Annotated in this window: 14 protein-coding genes and 1 pseudogene; 3 read left to right on the plus strand and 12 right to left on the minus strand. The window is 62.8% G+C overall.

Annotated features, from left to right (window positions below):
- Positions 1-97: 97 nt before the first annotated feature.
- The 11 genes and pseudogenes from hisG to HDEN_RS12745 form a co-directional block, all read right to left on the minus strand.
- Positions 98-805 (minus strand): annotated as a pseudogene (gene hisG / locus HDEN_RS12690) (ATP phosphoribosyltransferase); the annotation flags it as partial.
- Positions 799-1,977, minus strand: coding sequence for an ATP phosphoribosyltransferase regulatory subunit (locus HDEN_RS12695; RefSeq protein ID WP_013216529.1), 1,179 nt, complete (start codon positions 1,975-1,977; stop codon positions 799-801). The gene HDEN_RS12695 and the pseudogene hisG, both read right to left, overlap by 7 nt.
- Before the next feature lie 145 nt (positions 1,978-2,122).
- Positions 2,123-3,718, minus strand: coding sequence for a histidine--tRNA ligase (gene hisS / locus HDEN_RS12700; protein ID WP_013216530.1), 1,596 nt, complete (start codon positions 3,716-3,718; stop codon positions 2,123-2,125).
- 116 nt (positions 3,719-3,834) lie between these two features.
- The gene (locus HDEN_RS12705) at positions 3,835-5,028 is read right to left on the minus strand and encodes a GNAT family N-acetyltransferase (protein ID WP_013216531.1); all 1,194 of its coding nucleotides are present in this window, start codon (positions 5,026-5,028) and stop codon (positions 3,835-3,837) included.
- 162 nt (positions 5,029-5,190) lie between these two features.
- Complete coding sequence (gene cobS, locus HDEN_RS12710; protein ID WP_013216532.1) at positions 5,191-5,958, minus strand: adenosylcobinamide-GDP ribazoletransferase; 768 nt, start codon at positions 5,956-5,958, stop codon at positions 5,191-5,193.
- Positions 5,955-6,995: a nicotinate-nucleotide--dimethylbenzimidazole phosphoribosyltransferase gene (gene cobT, locus HDEN_RS12715; protein ID WP_013216533.1), complete on the minus strand. Its 1,041-nt coding sequence runs from the start codon at positions 6,993-6,995 to the stop codon at positions 5,955-5,957. The genes cobS and cobT overlap by 4 nt, the downstream gene beginning before the upstream one ends.
- Entirely contained in the window at positions 6,992-8,356 is a 1,365-nt protein-coding gene (glcF, locus tag HDEN_RS12720) for a glycolate oxidase subunit GlcF (protein WP_013216534.1), read from the minus strand. Before glcF ends, cobT begins: the two co-directional genes overlap by 4 nt.
- Before the next feature lie 26 nt (positions 8,357-8,382).
- Positions 8,383-9,606, minus strand: a complete 1,224-nt coding sequence (locus HDEN_RS12725) for an FAD-binding protein (RefSeq protein WP_041921661.1) — start codon at positions 9,604-9,606, stop codon at positions 8,383-8,385.
- Positions 9,607-9,620: 14 nt separating this feature from the next.
- On the minus strand, positions 9,621-11,093 hold the full coding sequence (locus HDEN_RS12730; RefSeq protein ID WP_013216536.1) for an FAD-binding oxidoreductase: 1,473 nt from the start codon (positions 11,091-11,093) through the stop codon (positions 9,621-9,623).
- 627 nt (positions 11,094-11,720) lie between these two features.
- On the minus strand, positions 11,721-13,103 hold the full coding sequence (locus HDEN_RS12740; RefSeq protein WP_013216537.1) for a glutamate--cysteine ligase: 1,383 nt from the start codon (positions 13,101-13,103) through the stop codon (positions 11,721-11,723).
- A 106-nt stretch (positions 13,104-13,209) separates the two neighbouring features.
- Positions 13,210-13,956: a 16S rRNA (uracil(1498)-N(3))-methyltransferase gene (locus HDEN_RS12745; protein ID WP_013216538.1), complete on the minus strand. Its 747-nt coding sequence runs from the start codon at positions 13,954-13,956 to the stop codon at positions 13,210-13,212.
- 114 nt (positions 13,957-14,070) lie between these two features.
- Here HDEN_RS12745 and ubiA point away from each other — a divergent pair, with 114 nt between their 5' ends.
- Together ubiA and HDEN_RS12755 are read left to right on the plus strand one after the other, a co-directional pair.
- Positions 14,071-15,033, plus strand: coding sequence for a 4-hydroxybenzoate octaprenyltransferase (gene ubiA / locus HDEN_RS12750; protein WP_013216539.1), 963 nt, complete (start codon positions 14,071-14,073; stop codon positions 15,031-15,033).
- A gap of 272 nt (positions 15,034-15,305) precedes the next feature.
- The gene (locus HDEN_RS12755; RefSeq protein WP_013216540.1) at positions 15,306-15,584 is read left to right on the plus strand and encodes a DUF4170 domain-containing protein; all 279 of its coding nucleotides are present in this window, start codon (positions 15,306-15,308) and stop codon (positions 15,582-15,584) included.
- A gap of 27 nt (positions 15,585-15,611) precedes the next feature.
- Here the strand turns inward: HDEN_RS12755 and HDEN_RS12760 are convergent, their stop codons facing one another.
- Positions 15,612-16,220: a protein tyrosine phosphatase family protein gene (locus HDEN_RS12760; RefSeq protein ID WP_245256635.1), complete on the minus strand. Its 609-nt coding sequence runs from the start codon at positions 16,218-16,220 to the stop codon at positions 15,612-15,614.
- A 331-nt stretch (positions 16,221-16,551) separates the two neighbouring features.
- On the opposite strand from HDEN_RS12760, the gene HDEN_RS17790 reads away from it, so the two are divergent.
- Positions 16,552-18,555: a glycosyltransferase N-terminal domain-containing protein gene (locus tag HDEN_RS17790; RefSeq protein WP_013216542.1), complete on the plus strand. Its 2,004-nt coding sequence runs from the start codon at positions 16,552-16,554 to the stop codon at positions 18,553-18,555.

Consider the following 18,555-nt stretch of genomic DNA (forward strand, 5'->3'; position numbering starts at 1 on the left):
GAGGCGATAGGCAAAACGAATGCCAGCCATTGGCGCGGCCGAGGCATCGCGACGTTTGGCTCGATACGGATTGCCTAACGAAAGGTTTACGCGCTCAGGCACGTGGCGCACGCGCGAGGCGTTCGCCGATGCCGTCGCATAGGGCGCGCGTTTCCGGCGTCCAGGCGGCGACGTTCGACGCCAACAGGTTCGCCTCGGATTTCAGGATGACCCCGTCGTCGAGAATGCGCAGCCCGTTGGCGCGCAGCGTTTCGCCCGTCGTCGTGATGTCGACGATCAGCTCGGCCGTACCGGCGGCGGGAGCGCCCTCGGTTGCGCCGGCGCTTTCGACGATGCGATAATCGCCGAAGCCTTTCGATGCGAAGAAGCGGCGGGTGAGATTCATGTATTTGGTGGCGACGCGCGGCCAGCGCCCGTGCCGCCTGCGGAACGGCATCGCGATGTCTTCGAGATCGGCGACGGTCGATACGTCGATCCAGCACGCGGGCACTGCGACGACGACGTCGGCAAAGCCGAAGCCGAGCTTGTGCACGAAGCCAATGCGGGTCACCGCGTCCGAGATGTTTTCCCGGATCAGATCCTCGCCCGTGATGCCGAGATGAATGCTGCCCGCCTTCAGCGCCTCCGCGATTTCCGAAGACGACACATAAGCGACGTCGACGTCGGGAAGTCCCTCGATCTCGCCGCGATAGCCGCGCGCGTGTCCGACCTTGCGGACGATCAGCCCGGCGCGCGCGAACATGTCGGTCGTCTGTTCCATCAGACGGCCCTTGGACGGAATGGCCAGCGTCAGCCTGCTCATGATGCGGCTCCCTGCAGCGCTGCCAAAAGGCGCTCGGTGTGGATCGCGGCGCCGACGGCCGCAACATCGGCGTCCGCTCCGGCGGCGCGCATCAGGCCGTCGTAACGTCCACCCGTCGCGAGCGGGCTTTGCGGTCCGAGCGTCTTGGCGCGAACTTCGAATACGAGGCCGGTGTAGTATTCCAACGAGCGGCCGAATTCGGCGGAGAAGGTCACGCGGTCGAGATCGATGCCGGCGTTTGCGAGCAGCGCGAGGCGGCGATCGTAGGTTTCCAGCGCCGCGCTCGAACCGACTGGTGCTCCATTGACGAGCTCGGCGATTTTCGCGCCAGCGGTACGCGCGGGACCCGAGATTTCCGTGTAACGCCCGATGAGCGCGGCGGCATCCGCAGCGAGCGGTTTTTCATCGCCGCTCTCCTTGATGCCGATCAGGTGCTCGGTGATATCGGCGAGCGGGCGCGTACCGATCAGCTCGATCGCATTGTCGTCGAGGTAGGTCGCAACAGCCGTTTCGCTGGCGGCGCGATTGGCGCTATCGAGCGACGCCAGCAGCGCTGCGGGCACGGACAAGCGTGTCGCGCTCGCCCCCGAGGCAAATGCCTTCAGAGCTTCGCGAAACGATTGCGGTTTCAGGAATGCGTCGTCGAGGCGCTTCTTCCAGCGCGGCGAAATTCCGGCGACATCGAGGATGCTCGAAAACAGTCCGAGGTCGCCGAGACGCAGCGTCCAATCTTTGAGACCGAGTTTTTCGATCGCCTTGATGACGATGGCAATGACGTCGGCTTCCGCCGCCTCGCGTTCGGCATCCCCGAAACGCTCGATGCCAGCTTGCCGGAATTCGCGCGGATGCGAAGCGTCGGCGCCCTGAGGCTGAAAACGGAACGCGGCGCCACGATAGCAATAGCGCGCAGGCGTTGCCGGATCGACGTGGCGCGCGAGGTGCAGCCGGCACGTCGGCACGGTGATATCGGGCCGGAGGCAAAGCTCGGCGCCATCCGGATCGGTGAAGACATACGTGCGCGCGCGCAGGCTTTCGCCGATGACGTCGAGGAAGACATCGGCGGGCTGAATGATCGCGGGCGCGACGGCTTCATAACCGGCCTTCGTGAAGACCGACATCAACGTCTGCGCTTGCGCTTCAAGCGCCTCGAACTCTCGCGTCGTTTCCGCGCTCATGGGTTGATCTTTTCTGGTGCTGAGTGTCCGCGCGATAGATCACGCACGCGCGGCCCCCCCACCCCTAACCCCTCCCCGCGTTGGGGGAGGGGAAGAAGGGGGTGAATACGATTTTTAACTGAGCGTGCAGCAATCGGCATCGCGATCAATCCTGATGCAACGCGACGAGTTTTTTGACTTCGTCGATCAGGTTTGCTTCGGAAACGGAGAACTGCGCCGGGCGCGCCGCTTTCCATTCCTTGTTGTCCTTGATCGCGGCGGCGGCCTTGGCGCCTTCGATCAGATCCTTGATCGTGACTTCGCCCTTGGCGCGTTCGTCGGAGCCCTGAATGATCGCGCACGGCGCGTTGCGCTTGTCGGCGTATTTCATCTGCGCCTTCATGCCGGACGACCCGAGATACATTTCGGCGCGAATTCCGGCGTTGCGCAAATCCTGCGTGATTTTCTGATAGCGCGCGATCTCGCCCTTATCCATCACGAGCACGACGACGGGACCGAGGGCTTTCGTCTTCTTGTCGCCAATGAGCGATAGCGCCGCCTGCAGGCGCGAGACGCCGATCGAGAAGCCGGTCGCAGGGACCTTGTCGCCGGTGAAGCGCGCGACGAGATCGTCGTAACGTCCACCGCCGCCGACGGAGCCAAAGCGCACAGGCTTGCCGTCGTCGCCTTTGACCTCGAACGTCAACTCGGCTTCGAGGACGGGGCCGGTATAGTATTCAAGGCCACGGACGACCGAAACATCAAGTTTTATGCGCTTCGTGCCATATCCCGCTCGTCTCACTAACGATGAAATTTGACGGAGTTCCTCGATTCCTTCGAGCGCGCTCGGACTGTCGGCAAAAACGCTAGCGTAAGTATCCAGGAAACGAGGATGTGCGAAAACAAACTTATGGCCACTGTCCGAAACCATGATGCGGTCATCGTCAGACGCATCGTCCAGTCTGTGTTCGGCCAGAAAAAAATCTTGAGTACTATTTTCTTGGTGGGCGTAAAGCTTCTCGAGGATTTCGATTTGCTTCTCGTCTAGGCCAGCGCCTTTGGTGAAATCACCGCTCTCATCCGTGCGGCCTTTCCCCAGCAATTCGCGAACACCCTTCACACCCAACCGATCCAACTTGTCTACTGCTCGTAAGACTGTCAGTCGCTGGTCAGGGAGCACTCCGGCACTGTTCAACACACCGTCAAGTAGTTTACGGTTATTGACCTTGATGACGTAATCGCCGCGCTTGACGCCCAAGGCTTCCAGCGTGTCGGCGGCGAGCATGCACATCTCGGCATCGGCGGCGACGCTTTCGGCTCCGACGGTGTCGGCGTCGAACTGCATGAACTGGCGGAAGCGGCCGGGGCCGGGCTTCTCGTTGCGATAGACGTTGCCGAATGCATAGCGGCGGAACGGCTTCGGCAGAACCTGGAAATTCTGCGCAACATAACGCGCGAGCGGCGCGGTCAGATCGTAGCGCAGGCTCATCCATTGCTCGTCTTCATCCTGGAAGGAGAAGACACCGGCGTTCGGCCGGTCCTGGTCGGGAAGAAACTTGCCTAGCGCGTCGGTGTATTCGATCGCGGGCGTTTCGAGAGCCTGGAATCCATAGCGCTCGTACACCTCGCGGATTTTCGCGATCATCTCGTTCAGGCCGCGCAACTCGGCCGCCTCGATATCGCGGAAGCCTTTCGCGAGACGCGGCGCCGGTGCGGCGGATGCCTGCGGCGCGGGACGCGCGCTGGTGGAGTCTTTGGACATAAGGGCTATGGGAACCGTGATTGTAATAGTTGCCGTATCATCTGAAGCGCCCGCTGGGCGAGCCCGCCTTATATCGGATCGTCCGCGCTGGCGAAAGCCGGGTTCAAGGGTCCGATTTAACGGGAAAAACGCGACTTCAGAAGGCGATAGGCGTCCTTGAGGCTGAGAGGCTTCGGCAGGCGCGCGCTCAGACGATGGTACATCGCGTATGGGGACGCCGCGAGATTGCGGGCAACGATCAGATCGTAGAGCGGGACGCACTCGACCCCGAAGCCGTGCTTGAACGGATGATCGCCTGGTCCGAGATCAAATCGCCGGACACCGCGGGCGGCAAAATACTTCATGGCTTCGATCATTACGAGGCGACCGGGCGAGAGATGGCTCCACGCCGTGCCTGTCCCGAGATGCAGCATCGTGAACGTGTCTTCGTGGACGATGCCGAACAGCGTGGCTGCGATCTCGCCATCGGCTTCGAGCGCGAACAGGGTTGCGAGACCGGCCTCCGATCCATCGATGGCGAGCCGTTCGCAAAAGGCGCGATAGGACGGTTCGTCAAATGCGCGCTTGTTCCCCGTCGCGCCCTGACGCGGCGACATCTGTTCCTCGAGCACGGCGTAGATATGCGCGGCCTGCTCCGGCGTCTCGGCACGAAAGAAACGCGGCGCGCCCTGCTTTTCCCAAAGGCGATAGCAGCGCTCGACGTCCTTGCGATATTTTTTTCCAAGTCCGTTCAGGTAGGCGTCGACGCTTTCCGGAATGGTCAGCAGATTTGTGGAGGAACGCGCGTTCGCAACGCCTCTGCAAACCATTAGCGGATTAGGCGCGCCGCCGATCTCGGCCGTCATGCGATTGAGGCGAAGGAGATCGACGTCTCGCATTGCACGCATTGCCGAGCGCCAGATGCGCCTTATCGCACTCCGCCGAACGGGACAGGCCGGTCCGACGATCGGTCCGCCATAAGCCGCAACGCCGAGGTTCGCGAAGCGGGCGACCGTCTGCCTGCGTTTCTTTTGAATGAGCAGCGGAAGGACGAGCGCGACGTCGCCGCTGCTGCGCTCCGTGACGACGACGAGGCGCGGCATCGCACGTTGTGCGGGCGCGATCTCCTCGTAGAATGCCGTCAGCCAGTCGAGCGTCTGAAAGCCGGTCGAGACGAGACCGCGCTGTACCGCATCGAGCGCGGCCAGCGCTTCGTCGGCACCGTCGAAAACTTCCGTTATGTAGCGGGATGCGGGCCATAGCGACAGGCGCGCGTCAACGCGGTCTGCGGCTACATACGCCACGCCGTTCCCAACATCAGCCGTCGCCATACGCGTTACACTCAACAGGCGATTTCTGATTACCCTCTGCCCAGTCGCATCTGCCGCGAGGCAATCATTGCATCGTTTCGCTCGGGATCAAATCGCAATTTGACCGGCTGGCGCTTTGACATTTGGCAAGACGCGAGGGGTTTGCGCTGCAAGCGCACGCGGTCAGTGCGGCCCGACGATGAGCGCCGTTGCGGCGACGAAGAAGGCCGCTTCGAAAACCTGTTCGACCGCGCCCAGAACGTCGCCTGTATATCCAGCGATTTTACGCCGGGCGATCAAAGCGATGATGCTCGCAGCAGCGAATGCGAACAGCGCCGCAGCAATGAACGTCGTCGCGCCCAAGAGTAGAAACCCCGGAATTAACCCTAAAGCCAGCGCCACGGCGATCTCGGATACCGTCAACTCGGAGATCTTCTGGCTGACCTTGGCGACGCCGCCGCCGGCGTGGGGCAACCTCGACATCGTAACGATGGTGGCGAGGCGGGCGCCCGCATGTCCGGCGACCATGACGAGCGCCGCATTCCACGGGGTCAGCGCAACGAGCGCCGCGCCTTTCAAAGCGAGCACGGAGATCAACGCGAGAGTGCCATACGTACCGATGCGGCTGTCGCGCATGATTTCGAGGCGGCGCTCGCGCGTGCGTCCACCGCCGAAGGCGTCCGTCGTATCGGCGAGGCCGTCCTCATGCAATGCGCCGGTGATCGCGATGGCGACGACGATGCCAATGACCGTCGGCAACGGCGCGGGCAGGAATGCTGCGCTCAAGACGATGGCCGCGCCGGCGATGGCACCAACGATGACACCGACCAGCGGCATGTATTTCGCGGACCGCGCGAGCCAATCCGGCGGGCAGTCGCCGATCGACCCAACCGGCAGCTGGGTCAGGAATTGCAACGCAATTTTGAAGAACCGGACTTCGCGGGCAATCATGCCGGATGCTCGCCCGGCAGATCGGCCATGTCGCGCAACATCAATTCCGCCGCGCGGACGAGCGGGATCGCAAGCGCCGCGCCGGTTCCTTCGCCAAGACGCATGTCGAGCGCGAGCAGCGGCTTCGCGCCGAGGTATTCAAGGATCGCCTTGTGACCGGGTTCGGCGGAGCAGTGTGCGAAGACACAGCACGTTCGTGTTTCGGGATGAAGCGCGATTGCCGCGAGCGCCGCCACCGTCGAGATGAAGCCGTCGACGACGATGATCCGGCGTGCGGCCGCAGCGGCCGTCATCGCGCCTGCCATCATCGCGATTTCGAATCCACCGAATTGCCGGAGCGCTTCGCGGGCGCGCTGGCGCGGATCGTCTTCGCGGATGTTGGCGCGCGATACTACAGACTGAAGCGTTTTGCGTTTGTGGTCGAGGCCGAGCGCCGGTGCGCCCGCACCCGGGCCGACGAGCAGGGCAAGATCGATCCCGGTCAGCGCGTGCGCGACGAGCGCGGCGGCGCTGGTGTTGCCAATGCCGATCTCACCGTATCCGACGATGCCGACGCCTTGAAGCCCGGCGTCGATCGCGCGTCCGGCTTCGAGCGCTCTGGTGCATTCGTCCGGCGTCATGGCCGGTTCGACGTTTGAATTTTTTGTTCCGGCTGCGATGCGGCGCTCGATCAAATGATCATGCGCGGGCAACGGTTCGATCATGCCCGCATCGACAAGCACGACATCGATGCCGGAAGCGCGCGCGAAGACATTGATGCCGGCGCTGCCCGCCAGAACCATTTTCGCGATCTCGCGCGTGACGGCCGAGGGGTACGCGGTCACGCCTTCCGCGGTCAGACCGTGATCGGCAGCGAAGACGAGGATTTTCGCGTGGCCGAGATCCGGGCGCAGCGAGCCGCTCACCATGCCGACCTGCAGCGCAAGATCTTCGATGCGGCCGAGCGAGCCGACGGGCTTGGCCTTGCCGCGAATGCGTGCGCGAAGCTCAGCCTCGAGCGCTGAACGCGCAGCCGTGTCCTTATCGATGACGTTCATGCTCCGATATAGTCCTCAACACTGCGCTTGGGTTGCGGAACGTCCGTCGAATATTGCGCGAGACCTTCAAGGCCGGGCGGCACGGGACCGCCGTGTGCCCAGTCGAGCAGCTCGATGGTGTGAACGACGGGGATGTCCAACCCCGACTGCAATTGCTGAATGCAGCCGATGTTCCCTGCTGCCACGACGTCGGGGCGGAGCGTCTTGATATTTCCCGCCTTGCGGTCACGTAGCGCACCCGCGATCTCGGGCTGCACAATGTTGTAAATCCCCGCCGAGCCGCAGCAGAGATGGCTTTCGGGGATATCGAGGACCGTGAAGCCCGCTTTTTTCAGAAGCGATTTCGGCTGAGACGTGACCCGCTGTCCGTGCTGCAGCGAGCAGGCCGAGTGATACGCGACCTTGAGACTCGACCAGCGTTTCGGCGCTCCGAAATCGTGGCCGTCGAGAAATTCGGTCACGTCCTTCGCCATTGCCGCGATGTCCTTGGCGCGTTTGGCGAACTCGGTTTCGTGGCGCAGCAGATGGCCGTAATCCTTCACCGTCGTGCCGCAGCCCGAGGTGTTGATGATGATGGCATCGACACCGCCCTTGGCGATTTCCTTGCTCCAGGCCGCGACGTTGGCGCGGGCGAACTTGACTGCCTCCTCCTCGCGTCCGATGTGCTGGCTCAATGCTCCGCAGCATCCGGCGCCGTTCGCGACAATCACGTCGATGCCGCCGCGCGCGAAAAGCCGGATCGTCGCGTCGTTGATCTGGGGTCGCAGAACCTGTTGCGCGCAACCGGCGAGAAGAAGCACGCGGCCCGTGCGAACTCCTGTCGGCGACGCCGTTCCGGGGCCGCGAAAGCGTCCGCCATGAGGCGCGTCGGCCGGTGCGAGATCGACCATCGCGGCCAGCTCCGGCATCTTGAGCGCGCGAAAGACGGGAGCCATTCGGCGTCCCAGCGGCGCGGCGCGCATCGCCCAGCGGAAGCGGCGCGGATAAGGAATGATTTCCGCGAGCGCGCGGCGGATCAGGCGATCTTTCAGGCTGCGATTGCCGGTCTTTTCGATGTGACCGCGCGCGATCTCGACGAGATGCATGTAATCGACGCCAGACGGGCACGTCGTCATGCATGACAGACACGTGAGGCAGCGATCGATATGCTTCGAGACTTCCGGCTTCGCGTCGATGCCCTTTTCGAGCATGTCCTTGATGGCGTAGATGCGCCCGCGCGGACTATCGCGCTCGTCGCCGAGTACGACATACGTCGGGCACGTCGCCGTGCAGAGCCCGCAATGGACGCAGCGGCGCAGAATGCGCTCCGCTCGCGCGATTTCGGGATTCTCAAGCTGCGCTTTTGAAAAGCTGGTGTGCATTGCGCCTGACTGTCAGACAGAAGAGCCTATAGATTAGCGTACATGCGCCCGCGATTGAGAAGTCCATCGGGATCGAACGCGGACTTGACCCCGCGTGTCAATCGTTCGATTTCGGGCTTCAGCGGTTCGAATACATCGACGCTGGCGCGGACTTCCGGTTGCGCACGAATGAGCGTCGCATGGCCGCCGCGAACGGATACCGCGCGACGGACATCGGCGGCACCGGCGTCAGCGGCAGCGGGAACCTCGAGCCAGATCAGCCCGCCGCCCCAATCATAGAATGCCGTGGCGTCCATGAATTTTTCGATCGCGAATACGATTTCGGCGGCCTTCGTCGGCAGCGTCGAAATCCGCCAGAGGCTCGTTTCGGTCGAGAACGGCATGACCGACAGCGTGCGGAATTCGCTCCACAGACTCCAGGTTTCCTCGGCGTCGAGTTCGATCGGCGTGCCGTAGACCTTCAATGCGGCCTTGAGCTTTTCCTTGCGGCCTTCGATTGCGGCCGAGAACGTTTCCAGTCGCAACAGCGTGACGGGCTGATCGATGCCCTTCAGTTTTGCCTGCCTCAGACGCGCGGCGCTACCTTTCGGCAGATGCACGGCGCCGGAGACTTCGAGCGGCGTCGCCATCGTCGTCGTCAGCGCTTCGATCGCAAGATCGTCGGGCAAGCCGGTATAAGCGAGCGTCAGCATCGTCTGCGGCAACGGGGCGACCTTGAACGTCACTTCGGTCATCACCGCGAGCGTGCCCCAGCTGCCGGTCAATCCGCGCGCGATGTCGAGGCCGGTGACGTTCTTCATCACGCGGCCGCCGGACTTGAAGAGTTCGCCGCGGCCGTTGACGGCCCGAACGCCGAGAAGGTTGTCGCGTGCGCTTCCTGCGAGAATGCGGCGCGAGCCGGAGAAGTTGGTCGAGAAGACGCCGCCGATCGACAACGCGCCACCCGGAGCGCCGGTTGCGGGTCCGAGATCGATCGGCTCGAAGGCGAGCATTTGGCCGCGTGCGGCGAGCAGCGATTCAATTTCATAGACCGGTGTTCCGGCGCGCGCCGACATCACGATCTCGGTCGGCTCGTAAAGCGTGACGCCTTTGAGGCCCGCCGTCGACAGCACGACATCGGAGCGCGCGACGCGGCCGGCGTTCCGCAACGCGCCGTGGCCGACGATCTCGACACGCCGTTTCTGCGCGGCGAGCTTCGCGATCATCGACTGCAACTCCCATTCGGCTGCTGGTCGCAAAAGTTCGGTCACGAACGCACCATGTGCTAGGCGGCCTCAGGCGTGCTCGCGGCGCGGCCCGAGCGCATCGTCTCTGTCGCCGCCAGCGGGAAAACTTTTGCCGGGTTCAAACGCCACGTCGGATCGAACACGGTTTTAATGCGCATCTGAACTGCAAGATCGGTCGCAGAAAATTGCGATGCCATCAGCTCGCGCTTTTCGATGCCCACGCCATGCTCGCCGGTGAGGCAGCCGCCCAGCTCGACGCAAAGCTTGAGGATCGCTTCGCCGGCAGCTTCGGCGCGATCGGCTTGGCTGTCGTCGTTCGCATCATAGAGGATCAGCGGATGCAGGTTGCCGTCGCCCGCGTGGAAGATGTTGGCGACTTTCAAATCGTGCTCGGCGCAAATCTGGCTGATGCGCGTCAACGCGTGCGGAAGCTGCGCGAGCGGGATCGTGCCGTCCATGCAAAGGTAATCGGATATGCGCCCGATGGCGCCGAAGGCGGCCTTGCGCCCGGCCCAGATGCGCGCGCTCTGCTCGGGTCCGGAACTCATGACGACGGTTTTCGGATCGTGCGCCGCCGCGATTTCGGCGATGCGGGCGAGCAGGATGCCGATTTCGTTTTCCGAGCCTTCGACCTCGACGATCAGCAAGGCTTCCACATCGAGCGGATAACCGGCTCCGGCGAAGGCTTCGCAGACTTCGATTGCGGCTCGGTCCATGTATTCGATCGCTACCGGAATGATGCCAGCCGCGATGATCGCGGCAACGCAACTGCCCGCAGCTTCCGGCGAGCGGAAGCCGATCATCAGCGGGCGCGCGCCTTCGGCGGACGGAAGGATTTTGACGGTCGCTTCGGTGACGACGCCGAGCTGGCCTTCCGAGCCGATCATCAGGCTCAAGAGATCGTAGCCGTTGCGTTCGAGCGAGGTGCCGCCGATGTCGACGATCGTACCGTCGATCAGCACCATCTTGACGCCAAGCACGTTGTGGGTCGTCACGCCGTATTTGAGGCAATGCGCGCCGCCGGAATTCATCGCGAGATTGCCGGCGATGGTGCAGGCGAGTTGCGACGACGGATCGGGCGCGTAGAAGAAACCTTTCGGCGCCACGCGCGAGGTGATTTCGAGATTGGTGATACCGGCTTCGACGCGCGCGAAGCGATTGACGTAGTCGACCTCGATCACGCGATTCATTTTCGAAACGCAGAGGACGATGGCGTCCTCAGTCGGCAGCGCGCCGCCGCAGAGCGACGTGCCCGCGCCGCGCGGAATGACCTTGACGTCGTTCTCGTGGCAGAACTTCAGAATCTTCGAAACGTCTTCGGTCGTGCGCGGCAGCACGACGAGCATCGGGACGTTGCGATATGCGGTGAAGGCGTCGGTCTCGTAGGCGCGGCGCCCGTCCTCGTCGAGAATGAGAAGGTCCGCGCCGACACGGGCTTTCAAATCTTCGATCAAAATCGGGCGGCGACGGATCACGCCGGCATCCGGTTCAGGCAGCTCGATATGTGGCATCGCCAAACATCTCCTCAGCGACCACCCCGTAATCGGCCGTGCGCCACGCAGCCTTAAAGCTCACTGCAGCGGCTGTTAAGCATCCTTGCACGCGGCGGTGTGGCGAGCAATATCCGGTTGCATCATGTTGTAGAGATAGACTTTTCGGCGAACGCTCAGCGATGATCGGAGCGGCCTTGGAATTTTGGCAACCGAAACTCCGGAGGCCCGCGAAATTCCGGGGCACCGCGAAACTCTTTCGGCGCGTGTCCTTCTCGCTCCCGGCCACGGACCCGATCCTGTGCAAAGCATCCGCTCAAGCACGATTGCAGCGAGGAATCGCAGCGCGGCGAGTACAGCAGCTTCGTGTTCATGCGGCAGGCGTTATGTTGAGCGCGGCAGCCGTCAGCGCATGGGTCTGCGAAGGCCGGTCCAGACACGGCCGCAAGAATCAGGCCCAGCAGGATGACAATGCGCGCCAATCCTTTTTTGCTCCCTGCGGTCTGCACCATACTTCCGTCCCCAGGTCCCAAGCCGAGATGCGGGACAGCGGGCCAAAAACCAACGCGGGAGACTAAGTCCATAACCCTGAACAATGGCTGAACTGCAAGTCTGGCGTCCGCAGCCGGCCCATACCGCAGGCGGATGCTAGAACGCAAACTCCTCAAAAATATGGTCAATGTTCTGACCCCAGCGGCCCGCGTAGCGGTGCAGCAGGTCGTCGGCAACCGTGCGGCCTTCTCCGGCGATGCGCTCGAGAGGGGCGAGATAGATTCTCTCGTCCTCGCTCATCGCGTTGATGCGGCGGCGGTTCTTCAGGCCGAGGCGAGAGATGTACAGCGCCTGCCGCGCAAGATCGCCGACTGTCGTCGTACGGAACGGAGTTGCGAGCGCCAATTTCGGAACTTCAGTTCGGAGGTATTCGCGTTCCTCGGCAGTCCAATCGCGAACCATTTGCCAGGCATGGTCGAGCGCCGTCTCGTCATAGAGGATGCCGGACCAGAATGCGGGAAGTGCCGTAATCGACCCCCAGCGCCCGCCGTCAGCGCCGCGCATTTCGAGAAATCGCTTGAGGCGAACCTCGGGAAACAGCGTCGTCAGGTGATCGGACCAATCGTCGATCGTCGGATATTCGCCTTCGAAGCCGCGCAAACGGCCCGCCATGAAGTCACGGAACGATGATCCCGCAACGTCGATGTAGTTGCCGTCGCGGTAGACGAAGTACATCGGCACGTCGAGCGCGTACTCGACATAGCGCTCGTATCCCATACCGTCTTCGAACGCGAACGGCAGCATGCCGGTACGCCGCTTGTCGGTATCGCGCCAGATTTCGCTGCGTAGCGACTGGAAGCCGTTCGGCTTGCCTTCGGTGAACGGCGAAGCCGCAAACAATGCTGTCGCGATCGGCTGCAGCGCGAGCGAAACGCGCAGCTTCTTGACCATGTCCGCTTCCGAGCCGAAGTCCAGATTCACCTGAACCGTCGCCGTACGGTACATCATGTCGAGGCCGCGACTGCCGACCGACGGCATGTAGCGCGTCATCACCTGATAGCGCTTCTTCGGCATCTGCGGGACTTCGTCGAGGCGCCACTTGGGCGAGAAGCCGACACCGAGAAATCCGATCGCGAGATCTTCGCCGACATCGAGGACTTCGCGGAGATGCCCGTCCGTCTCGACCGCGGTTTCGTGCACGTCGTCGAGCGGGGCTCCAGACAATTCGAATTGGCCGCCGGGCTCGAGGCTGATCGTGCCGCCCTTTTCGCCATCCGGCCGCTTCAGCGCGATGACGTTGTCGCCTTCCTTGATGGCGACCCAGCCGTAGCGCACGATGAGCTCGTCCATCAGGGCGCGGATGCCATCATTGCCGCCGTACGGCACAGGCGCCAGCGAGACGGTGCGGAAGACGAACTTCTCGTGCTCGGTGCCGATGCGCCAATCGGACTTCGGCTTCTCGCCTGCCGCGATCCAGCGCACGAGATCGTCACGCGACTCGATCCGTGCGCTTTCGGCAATCTGTTCCCGCGTCGACATACTCGAGTAGCCTGGTCAATCTGAATTAAGCGCGAAGCGGACTCCGCACAGCTGGAGCCTTATGGAGGGGCAAAATCGGATCGGCAAGGTGGTGCGAACGCCTGTCTCACAACCGCTGCCAGTCTCCCAGGACGGCATTGACGAGCGTCAAGGCGGCGACGGCGGCCGTATCGGCCCGCATGATGCGCGGCCCAAGCGGCAGGGGCACCACGTAGGAGTTCGCCAGAAGCCGGCTTCGTTCACCATTTGAGAAGCCGCCCTCGGGGCCGATGAGCACGGCGACAGGCCCAGCAGGGACTTTGCGGAGCGTCGCGATCGGATCAGCGGCCGTCTCGTGCTCGTCGCAGTAGATCAACGCGCGCGCAGGATCCCAGGCGGCCAAGGCGGTTTCGAGCGAAACCGGCGGTTCGACTTCCGGCACGCGGAGGATGCCGCATTGTTCGGCGGCCTCGATGGCGTTGGCGAGCATCCGCTCGCTGTTGACGCGCTCGGCAATCGTGCGCTCGGTGATGACGGGACGCAACCGGCGGACGCCCATCTCGGTTGCCTTCTGGACCATGTAGTCCAGGCGCGACCTCTTCAGGGGGGCGAACAGGTAGTCGATGTCCGGTCCCTGCTCCTGAGGACGCGTTTGTTCCTCAATGCCGAGAACGGTGGTTCGTTTGCGGCTTTCAATCAGCGACGCCTGCCACTCTCCGTCGCGGCCATTGAAGACCAACAGTTTGGCGCCGGGCCGGAGCCTGAGGACATTGGTCAGATAGTGGGCCTGCTGCTGGGCAAGCTCGACGGACACTCCGGCGGCGAGATCGTCAGCGATGAACAGCCGCTCGGATGTCAGGTCACGAATTGCCATGTTACGGTCTTAACCGGGCCTCGAATTGCGTCAAACAGCATGGCGCGAGGGCCTTGCTGCCCCATGCCGCCGGGCTCTATAGCGTCGGACAGGCTGTCGGAGAACGAGCATACTATGGGAGCCGAAGTTTCCACCAATTCCGATTCGCGCGTGGCGGATGCGTCGCCCTCCAACTGGGTCGACCGTTGGGCGCCGGTTTCATGGCGGCCCTATCTCCGGCTCGGGCGCTTCGACCGGCCCATCGGGGCGTGGCTCCTGCTCTTTCCGTGCTGGTGGTCGCTGACGCTGGCGCAGGTTGCGTCGCGCGAGCCGTTTCCGGATTTTCGCTCTATTCTGCTCTTCACTATCGGCGCGTTCGCGATGCGCGCGTCGGGCTGCGCCTATAACGATTATGTCGACCGGTTTATCGACGCGAAGGTGCAGCGCACCGCGAGCCGTCCTATTCCGTCCGGTCAGGTGACACCCGCGGGCGCGTTGAAATTCGTCGTCGTCATGGCGCTGGTCGGCCTCGCCGTCCTACTGCAGTTCAATTGGTTTACGGTCTGGCTCGGCATCGCCTCGCTGCTTATCGTCGCAGTTTATCCGTTCGCCAAGCGCGTGACGTCCTATCCGCAGATCGTTCTCGGGCTTGCGTTCAACTGGGGCGCGCTTGTCGGCTGGGCGGCCGAGAAAGGCTCGCTCGATTGGCCCGCAGTCGCGCTCTACGCCGGATGCGTGCTCTGGACCGTCGGCTACGACACGATCTACGCGCATCAGGACAAAGAAGACGACGCGCTGCTCGGACTTGGATCAACAGCGCTGCATTTCGGAGACAACACGGTCTCGTATGTCGGCGCGTTTTACGGCCTTGCCGGCATTCTGTGGCTGACTGCCGGTGCGCTGGCCGGCGCCCATCTGGTCTACTTTCTTTCCGTGACGCTCGTCTTTCTGCAGATGTCGTGGCAGGTCGCGACGCTCGATATCGATGATCCTTCGAACTGCCTCAGGCGGTTCAAATCCAATCGCGACGTCGGGATCGCGGTGTTCCTCGGCCTCATCGCCGACATGTCGCTGTCGTGGTTCGCCGGGCTGAGCTGAGCGTGGCTGACCGCGCGGGTCGCAGGCACGACAACGGCGCGAAAGGGCTTCCCTTCGCGCCGCGCCGTTGTGCCTCACTGTCGTCTTTTCGAGCGGCCGGTGTTCCCGGCTATTTTCATATTTTCTAGCAGAATTGCGTTCCGATACGTTTAACGCAGACCTAAAAATCAGCTTCCCGGCGTCTCAAATCCTTACGCCGCGATTGACGCCGCACGCCGCTTGCGCTTTTTGCGAATTTCAGCTTTTCGCCTTTCAGGATCTCTCGTTCGCCCATGACCCAGCGCGCACATTCTCCGGATAAGCAGCCGCAGCTTCTGCACCTTGTTTTCGGCGGCGAGCTCAAGACACTCGACAGTCACGAGTTCCATGATCTGTCCACGCTCGATATCGTCGGCATCTTCCCGGACTATCAATCGGCCTACGTTGCCTGGAAGGGCGCCGCGCAGCGTTCCGTCGACAATGCGATGATGCGCTACTTCATCGTGCACCTGCATCGGCTGCTCGAGCCGAAAGGTCTGGCCGGTCTGCACTCGGCGCTCCCGACTTCGTAACAACGTTGGTTTCAGAGCGCGGCGCTGCTACTCGCGGTGCAAAAGGCCGTCGGTCAATCTGTTGGCCCAGCCTCGCGCCTTGAACGAGCGGCGGACCTCTTCCGGATCGTAAACGGTTTCGACCCAATCCCAGAATTCGATTCCGGTCTTTGCCTTGTCGTCCAGATAGCGCTCAAACACGGCATCGAGCACGCCGGTATCGGCGCTGCGGATATGACCATAGCGCAACGACAGCTGCTTCTTGGCTTCCTCGATGGGTACGCCATCGCGCTCATGCCGGACGATCACGCTCATGATGCCGGCGCGATCGGCCCCCGACTTGCAGTGGAGAAGGATCGGGTACTCGACGTTTTTCAGAACGTCGCGCATGGCTCGCAAGTCTGCCGTCGTCGGCGGAGCGCGAGACTTCAACGCGAGATCGACGAGGGTGATGCCGTGGCGGGCGCACGCCTGCTGCTCGAGCCAGCGCGTTCCGAAGGATTGCTCGCCGCGCAAATTGATGATCGTTTTGACGCCACGGCGCGCGAGCCAGCCGACATGATGCGGCGCCGGCTGCGCAGAGCGCCAGACGTCCTTCGAGATGCGGTGCCGATTATTATAAGCTATTCGAGCAATTCCATAATCGACGAACAGCATTTCCGCATAGCATAATGCGGGGGCAAATTTGGAATGCAGCCAGCCTGGGGGTGCGGTGGTCGCACTTTCAAGCAGTGCACCGCTTTGCCGCCGCAGACGGCGTTTGACACGTTTGAGAAGGCTCGCCATCAGAACGCGGAGGAATGACCGATTTTCAGCACCGGATGCATGCTCCCGCGAAAGAGTCCATGTATTTGTTGGTTCACTGAAGGCCGAAACCGTTCTCGATTGAACTTGCTAGTTATTCGCTATAGCTACGACCCGCAAGGGGATCAACGGCTACCGGCTTGAAGAGCTTTCGCCGCACATTTGCAAGGGGCAGCCGCGCCGCATGGCCGAGACGAAGAAGACGATTGTGCGACTTGGCGGAAGCACACTTGCCAGATTCATTCAGCTCGTGCAGCGGACATCCAAGCGAACCTACGAGCCGGAAGACCTTCTGGAGAGGCTCGCGGACGTCCATCCCTGCGTCGTCGCCTGCTGGCACGGCCAATTCATGATGGTCGCGGGCTTTCGGCCCGAGAATGTCAAAGTCGCAGCCATGGTCGCAAAACATGGCGACGCCGAACTCATCGGCGAAGCGATGCGCGCGCTCGATGTCGAACTGATTCGGGGGGCGGGCGCCGGTACGCGGCGGCGCGACCGGGGCGGCGCCTCAGCGTTGCGCGCGTCTCTCAATGCGCTGGCTGATGATTATTCGTTGGTCATGACGGCCGACATTCCGCCCGGCCCAGCGCGCGTCGCAGGCGGCGGGATTATCGCCATCGGCCGGATGTCGGGACGGCCCATCGTACCCGTGGCGGTCGCGTCGAAACATTTCGCGTCCTTCGATACGTGGAGCCGATTGACGTTCAATCTGCCGTACTCGCGGCTGGCGTTCGTCGCGGGCGATCCGATCAAGGTTCCGGCCGACGCCGATGCCGACGTGCTCGAATCCAAGCGCCTCGAACTCGAAACATCGCTCAATGCGGCGACGATCAGAGCGTATGAACTTGCGGGCGGCGATATCAATCGCGCAACGCCGCTCGAAGTTCTCGCGGCCGCCTCACCGCCAGCGCCTGGTCCGGTGCTCAATATTTATCGCGCCGGCACGTCCCTGCTCCGGCCCGCCGTGCCGATGTTGCTCAACATACGCGGACGACAGGGCAAGGAAGACGCGCCGCGCCGGGGCGAGCGTCTCGGTTTCGCGGGACGGCCGCGGCCAGAGGGCGATGTCGTCTGGGTGCACGCGGCGAGCGTCGGCGAGATGAACGCCGTGATGCCGCTCATCGAGCGCATCCTTTCGGACAATCCCCGCGTCCAGGTTCTGCTGACGACCGGGACGACGACGTCGGCGGAAGTCGCGGCGCGCCGTCTGCCTGAGCGTGCAATTCATCAGTACGTGCCGCTCGACGTGCCGCAGTATGTCGCCCGTTTCCTCGATCACTGGAAGCCGACGATCGCAATTTTTACCGAGTCCGATATCTGGCCCAACCTCGTGCTTGGAACGGCAAACCGGGACATTCCGCTCGTGCTCGTCAATGCGCGCATGTCGCCGCGAAGCATCAGTCGCTGGCGGCGCTTTGCGCGTGTGGGGCGACCGCTGTTCTCGCGCTTTGCCGCCATTCTCACTCAGAACGAACTCATCGAACGCGCAATCAAGCGTCTTGGTGCGCCGCACGTCATCACGGCGGGCAACCTCAAGATCGACTCGCCGCCGCCGCATGTCGACGCCGCAGCGGAAGCAGCGTTGCGCGCGTCGATCGGTCAGCGGCCGGTCTTCCTTGCCGCCAGCACGCATCCCGGCGAAGACACGATTATCGCGGCCGCGCACTCGCTGATGCGCGCCGACATCGAAGGGCTGCTGACGATCATCGTGCCGCGTCATCCCGAGCGCGGGACGAACCTCGCAGCGTCGCTCGGCGGGCTCGGGCTCAAGACGCAACTGCGCAGCCGCTCAGCGGATGTTCTTCCGGAAACGGAAATCTATATCGCCGATACGATCGGCGAACTTGGAACGTTTTACGCGATTTCGGACGTAGCTCTGGTCGGCGGTTCGCTCGTCAAACACGGCGGACAGAACCCAATCGAAGCCATCCGTCTCGACGCGTGCGTGCTGACTGGTCCCTACACGTACAATTTCAAGGATGCGTATCGCAGCCTCATCCGCGACGGCGGCGCCGTCGAGGTCCGATCGTCCGACGACATCGCGCGCCACGTCACCCGGCTTCATGCCGATCGGCAGGCTGCGGCGGCCATGCGCTCGAGCGCCCAGCGCTCGCTCGATTCCATGAAAGGCGCGCTCGACAAAACGCTCGGCGCGATCCAGCCGTTTCTCGAGAAACAGAGGGTGTGA

The organism is Hyphomicrobium denitrificans ATCC 51888, assembly GCF_000143145.1.
Classification (GTDB): Bacteria; Pseudomonadota; Alphaproteobacteria; order Rhizobiales; family Hyphomicrobiaceae; genus Hyphomicrobium_B; species Hyphomicrobium_B denitrificans.

Coding starts and splice junctions, on each gene's coding strand:
- hisS (WP_013216530.1), bottom strand. CDS start 3,718: ATGTCCAAAGACTCCACCAGCGCGCGTCCCGCGCCGCAGGCATCCGCC.
- cobS (WP_013216532.1), bottom strand. CDS start 5,958: ATGATTGCCCGCGAAGTCCGGTTCTTCAAAATTGCGTTGCAATTCCTG.
- HDEN_RS12705 (WP_013216531.1), bottom strand. CDS start 5,028: ATGGCGACGGCTGATGTTGGGAACGGCGTGGCGTATGTAGCCGCAGAC.
- HDEN_RS12730 (WP_013216536.1), bottom strand. CDS start 11,093: ATGCCACATATCGAGCTGCCTGAACCGGATGCCGGCGTGATCCGTCGC.
- ubiA (WP_013216539.1), top strand. CDS start 14,071: ATGGGAGCCGAAGTTTCCACCAATTCCGATTCGCGCGTGGCGGATGCG.
- HDEN_RS12760 (WP_245256635.1), bottom strand. CDS start 16,220: ATGCTGTTCGTCGATTATGGAATTGCTCGAATAGCTTATAATAATCGG.
- HDEN_RS12745 (WP_013216538.1), bottom strand. CDS start 13,956: ATGGCAATTCGTGACCTGACATCCGAGCGGCTGTTCATCGCTGACGAT.
- HDEN_RS12755 (WP_013216540.1), top strand. CDS start 15,306: ATGACCCAGCGCGCACATTCTCCGGATAAGCAGCCGCAGCTTCTGCAC.
- HDEN_RS12740 (WP_013216537.1), bottom strand. CDS start 13,103: ATGTCGACGCGGGAACAGATTGCCGAAAGCGCACGGATCGAGTCGCGT.
- glcF (WP_013216534.1), bottom strand. CDS start 8,356: ATGCACACCAGCTTTTCAAAAGCGCAGCTTGAGAATCCCGAAATCGCG.
- cobT (WP_013216533.1), bottom strand. CDS start 6,995: ATGAACGTCATCGATAAGGACACGGCTGCGCGTTCAGCGCTCGAGGCT.
- HDEN_RS12695 (WP_013216529.1), bottom strand. CDS start 1,977: ATGAGCGCGGAAACGACGCGAGAGTTCGAGGCGCTTGAAGCGCAAGCG.
- HDEN_RS17790 (WP_013216542.1), top strand. CDS start 16,552: ATGGCCGAGACGAAGAAGACGATTGTGCGACTTGGCGGAAGCACACTT.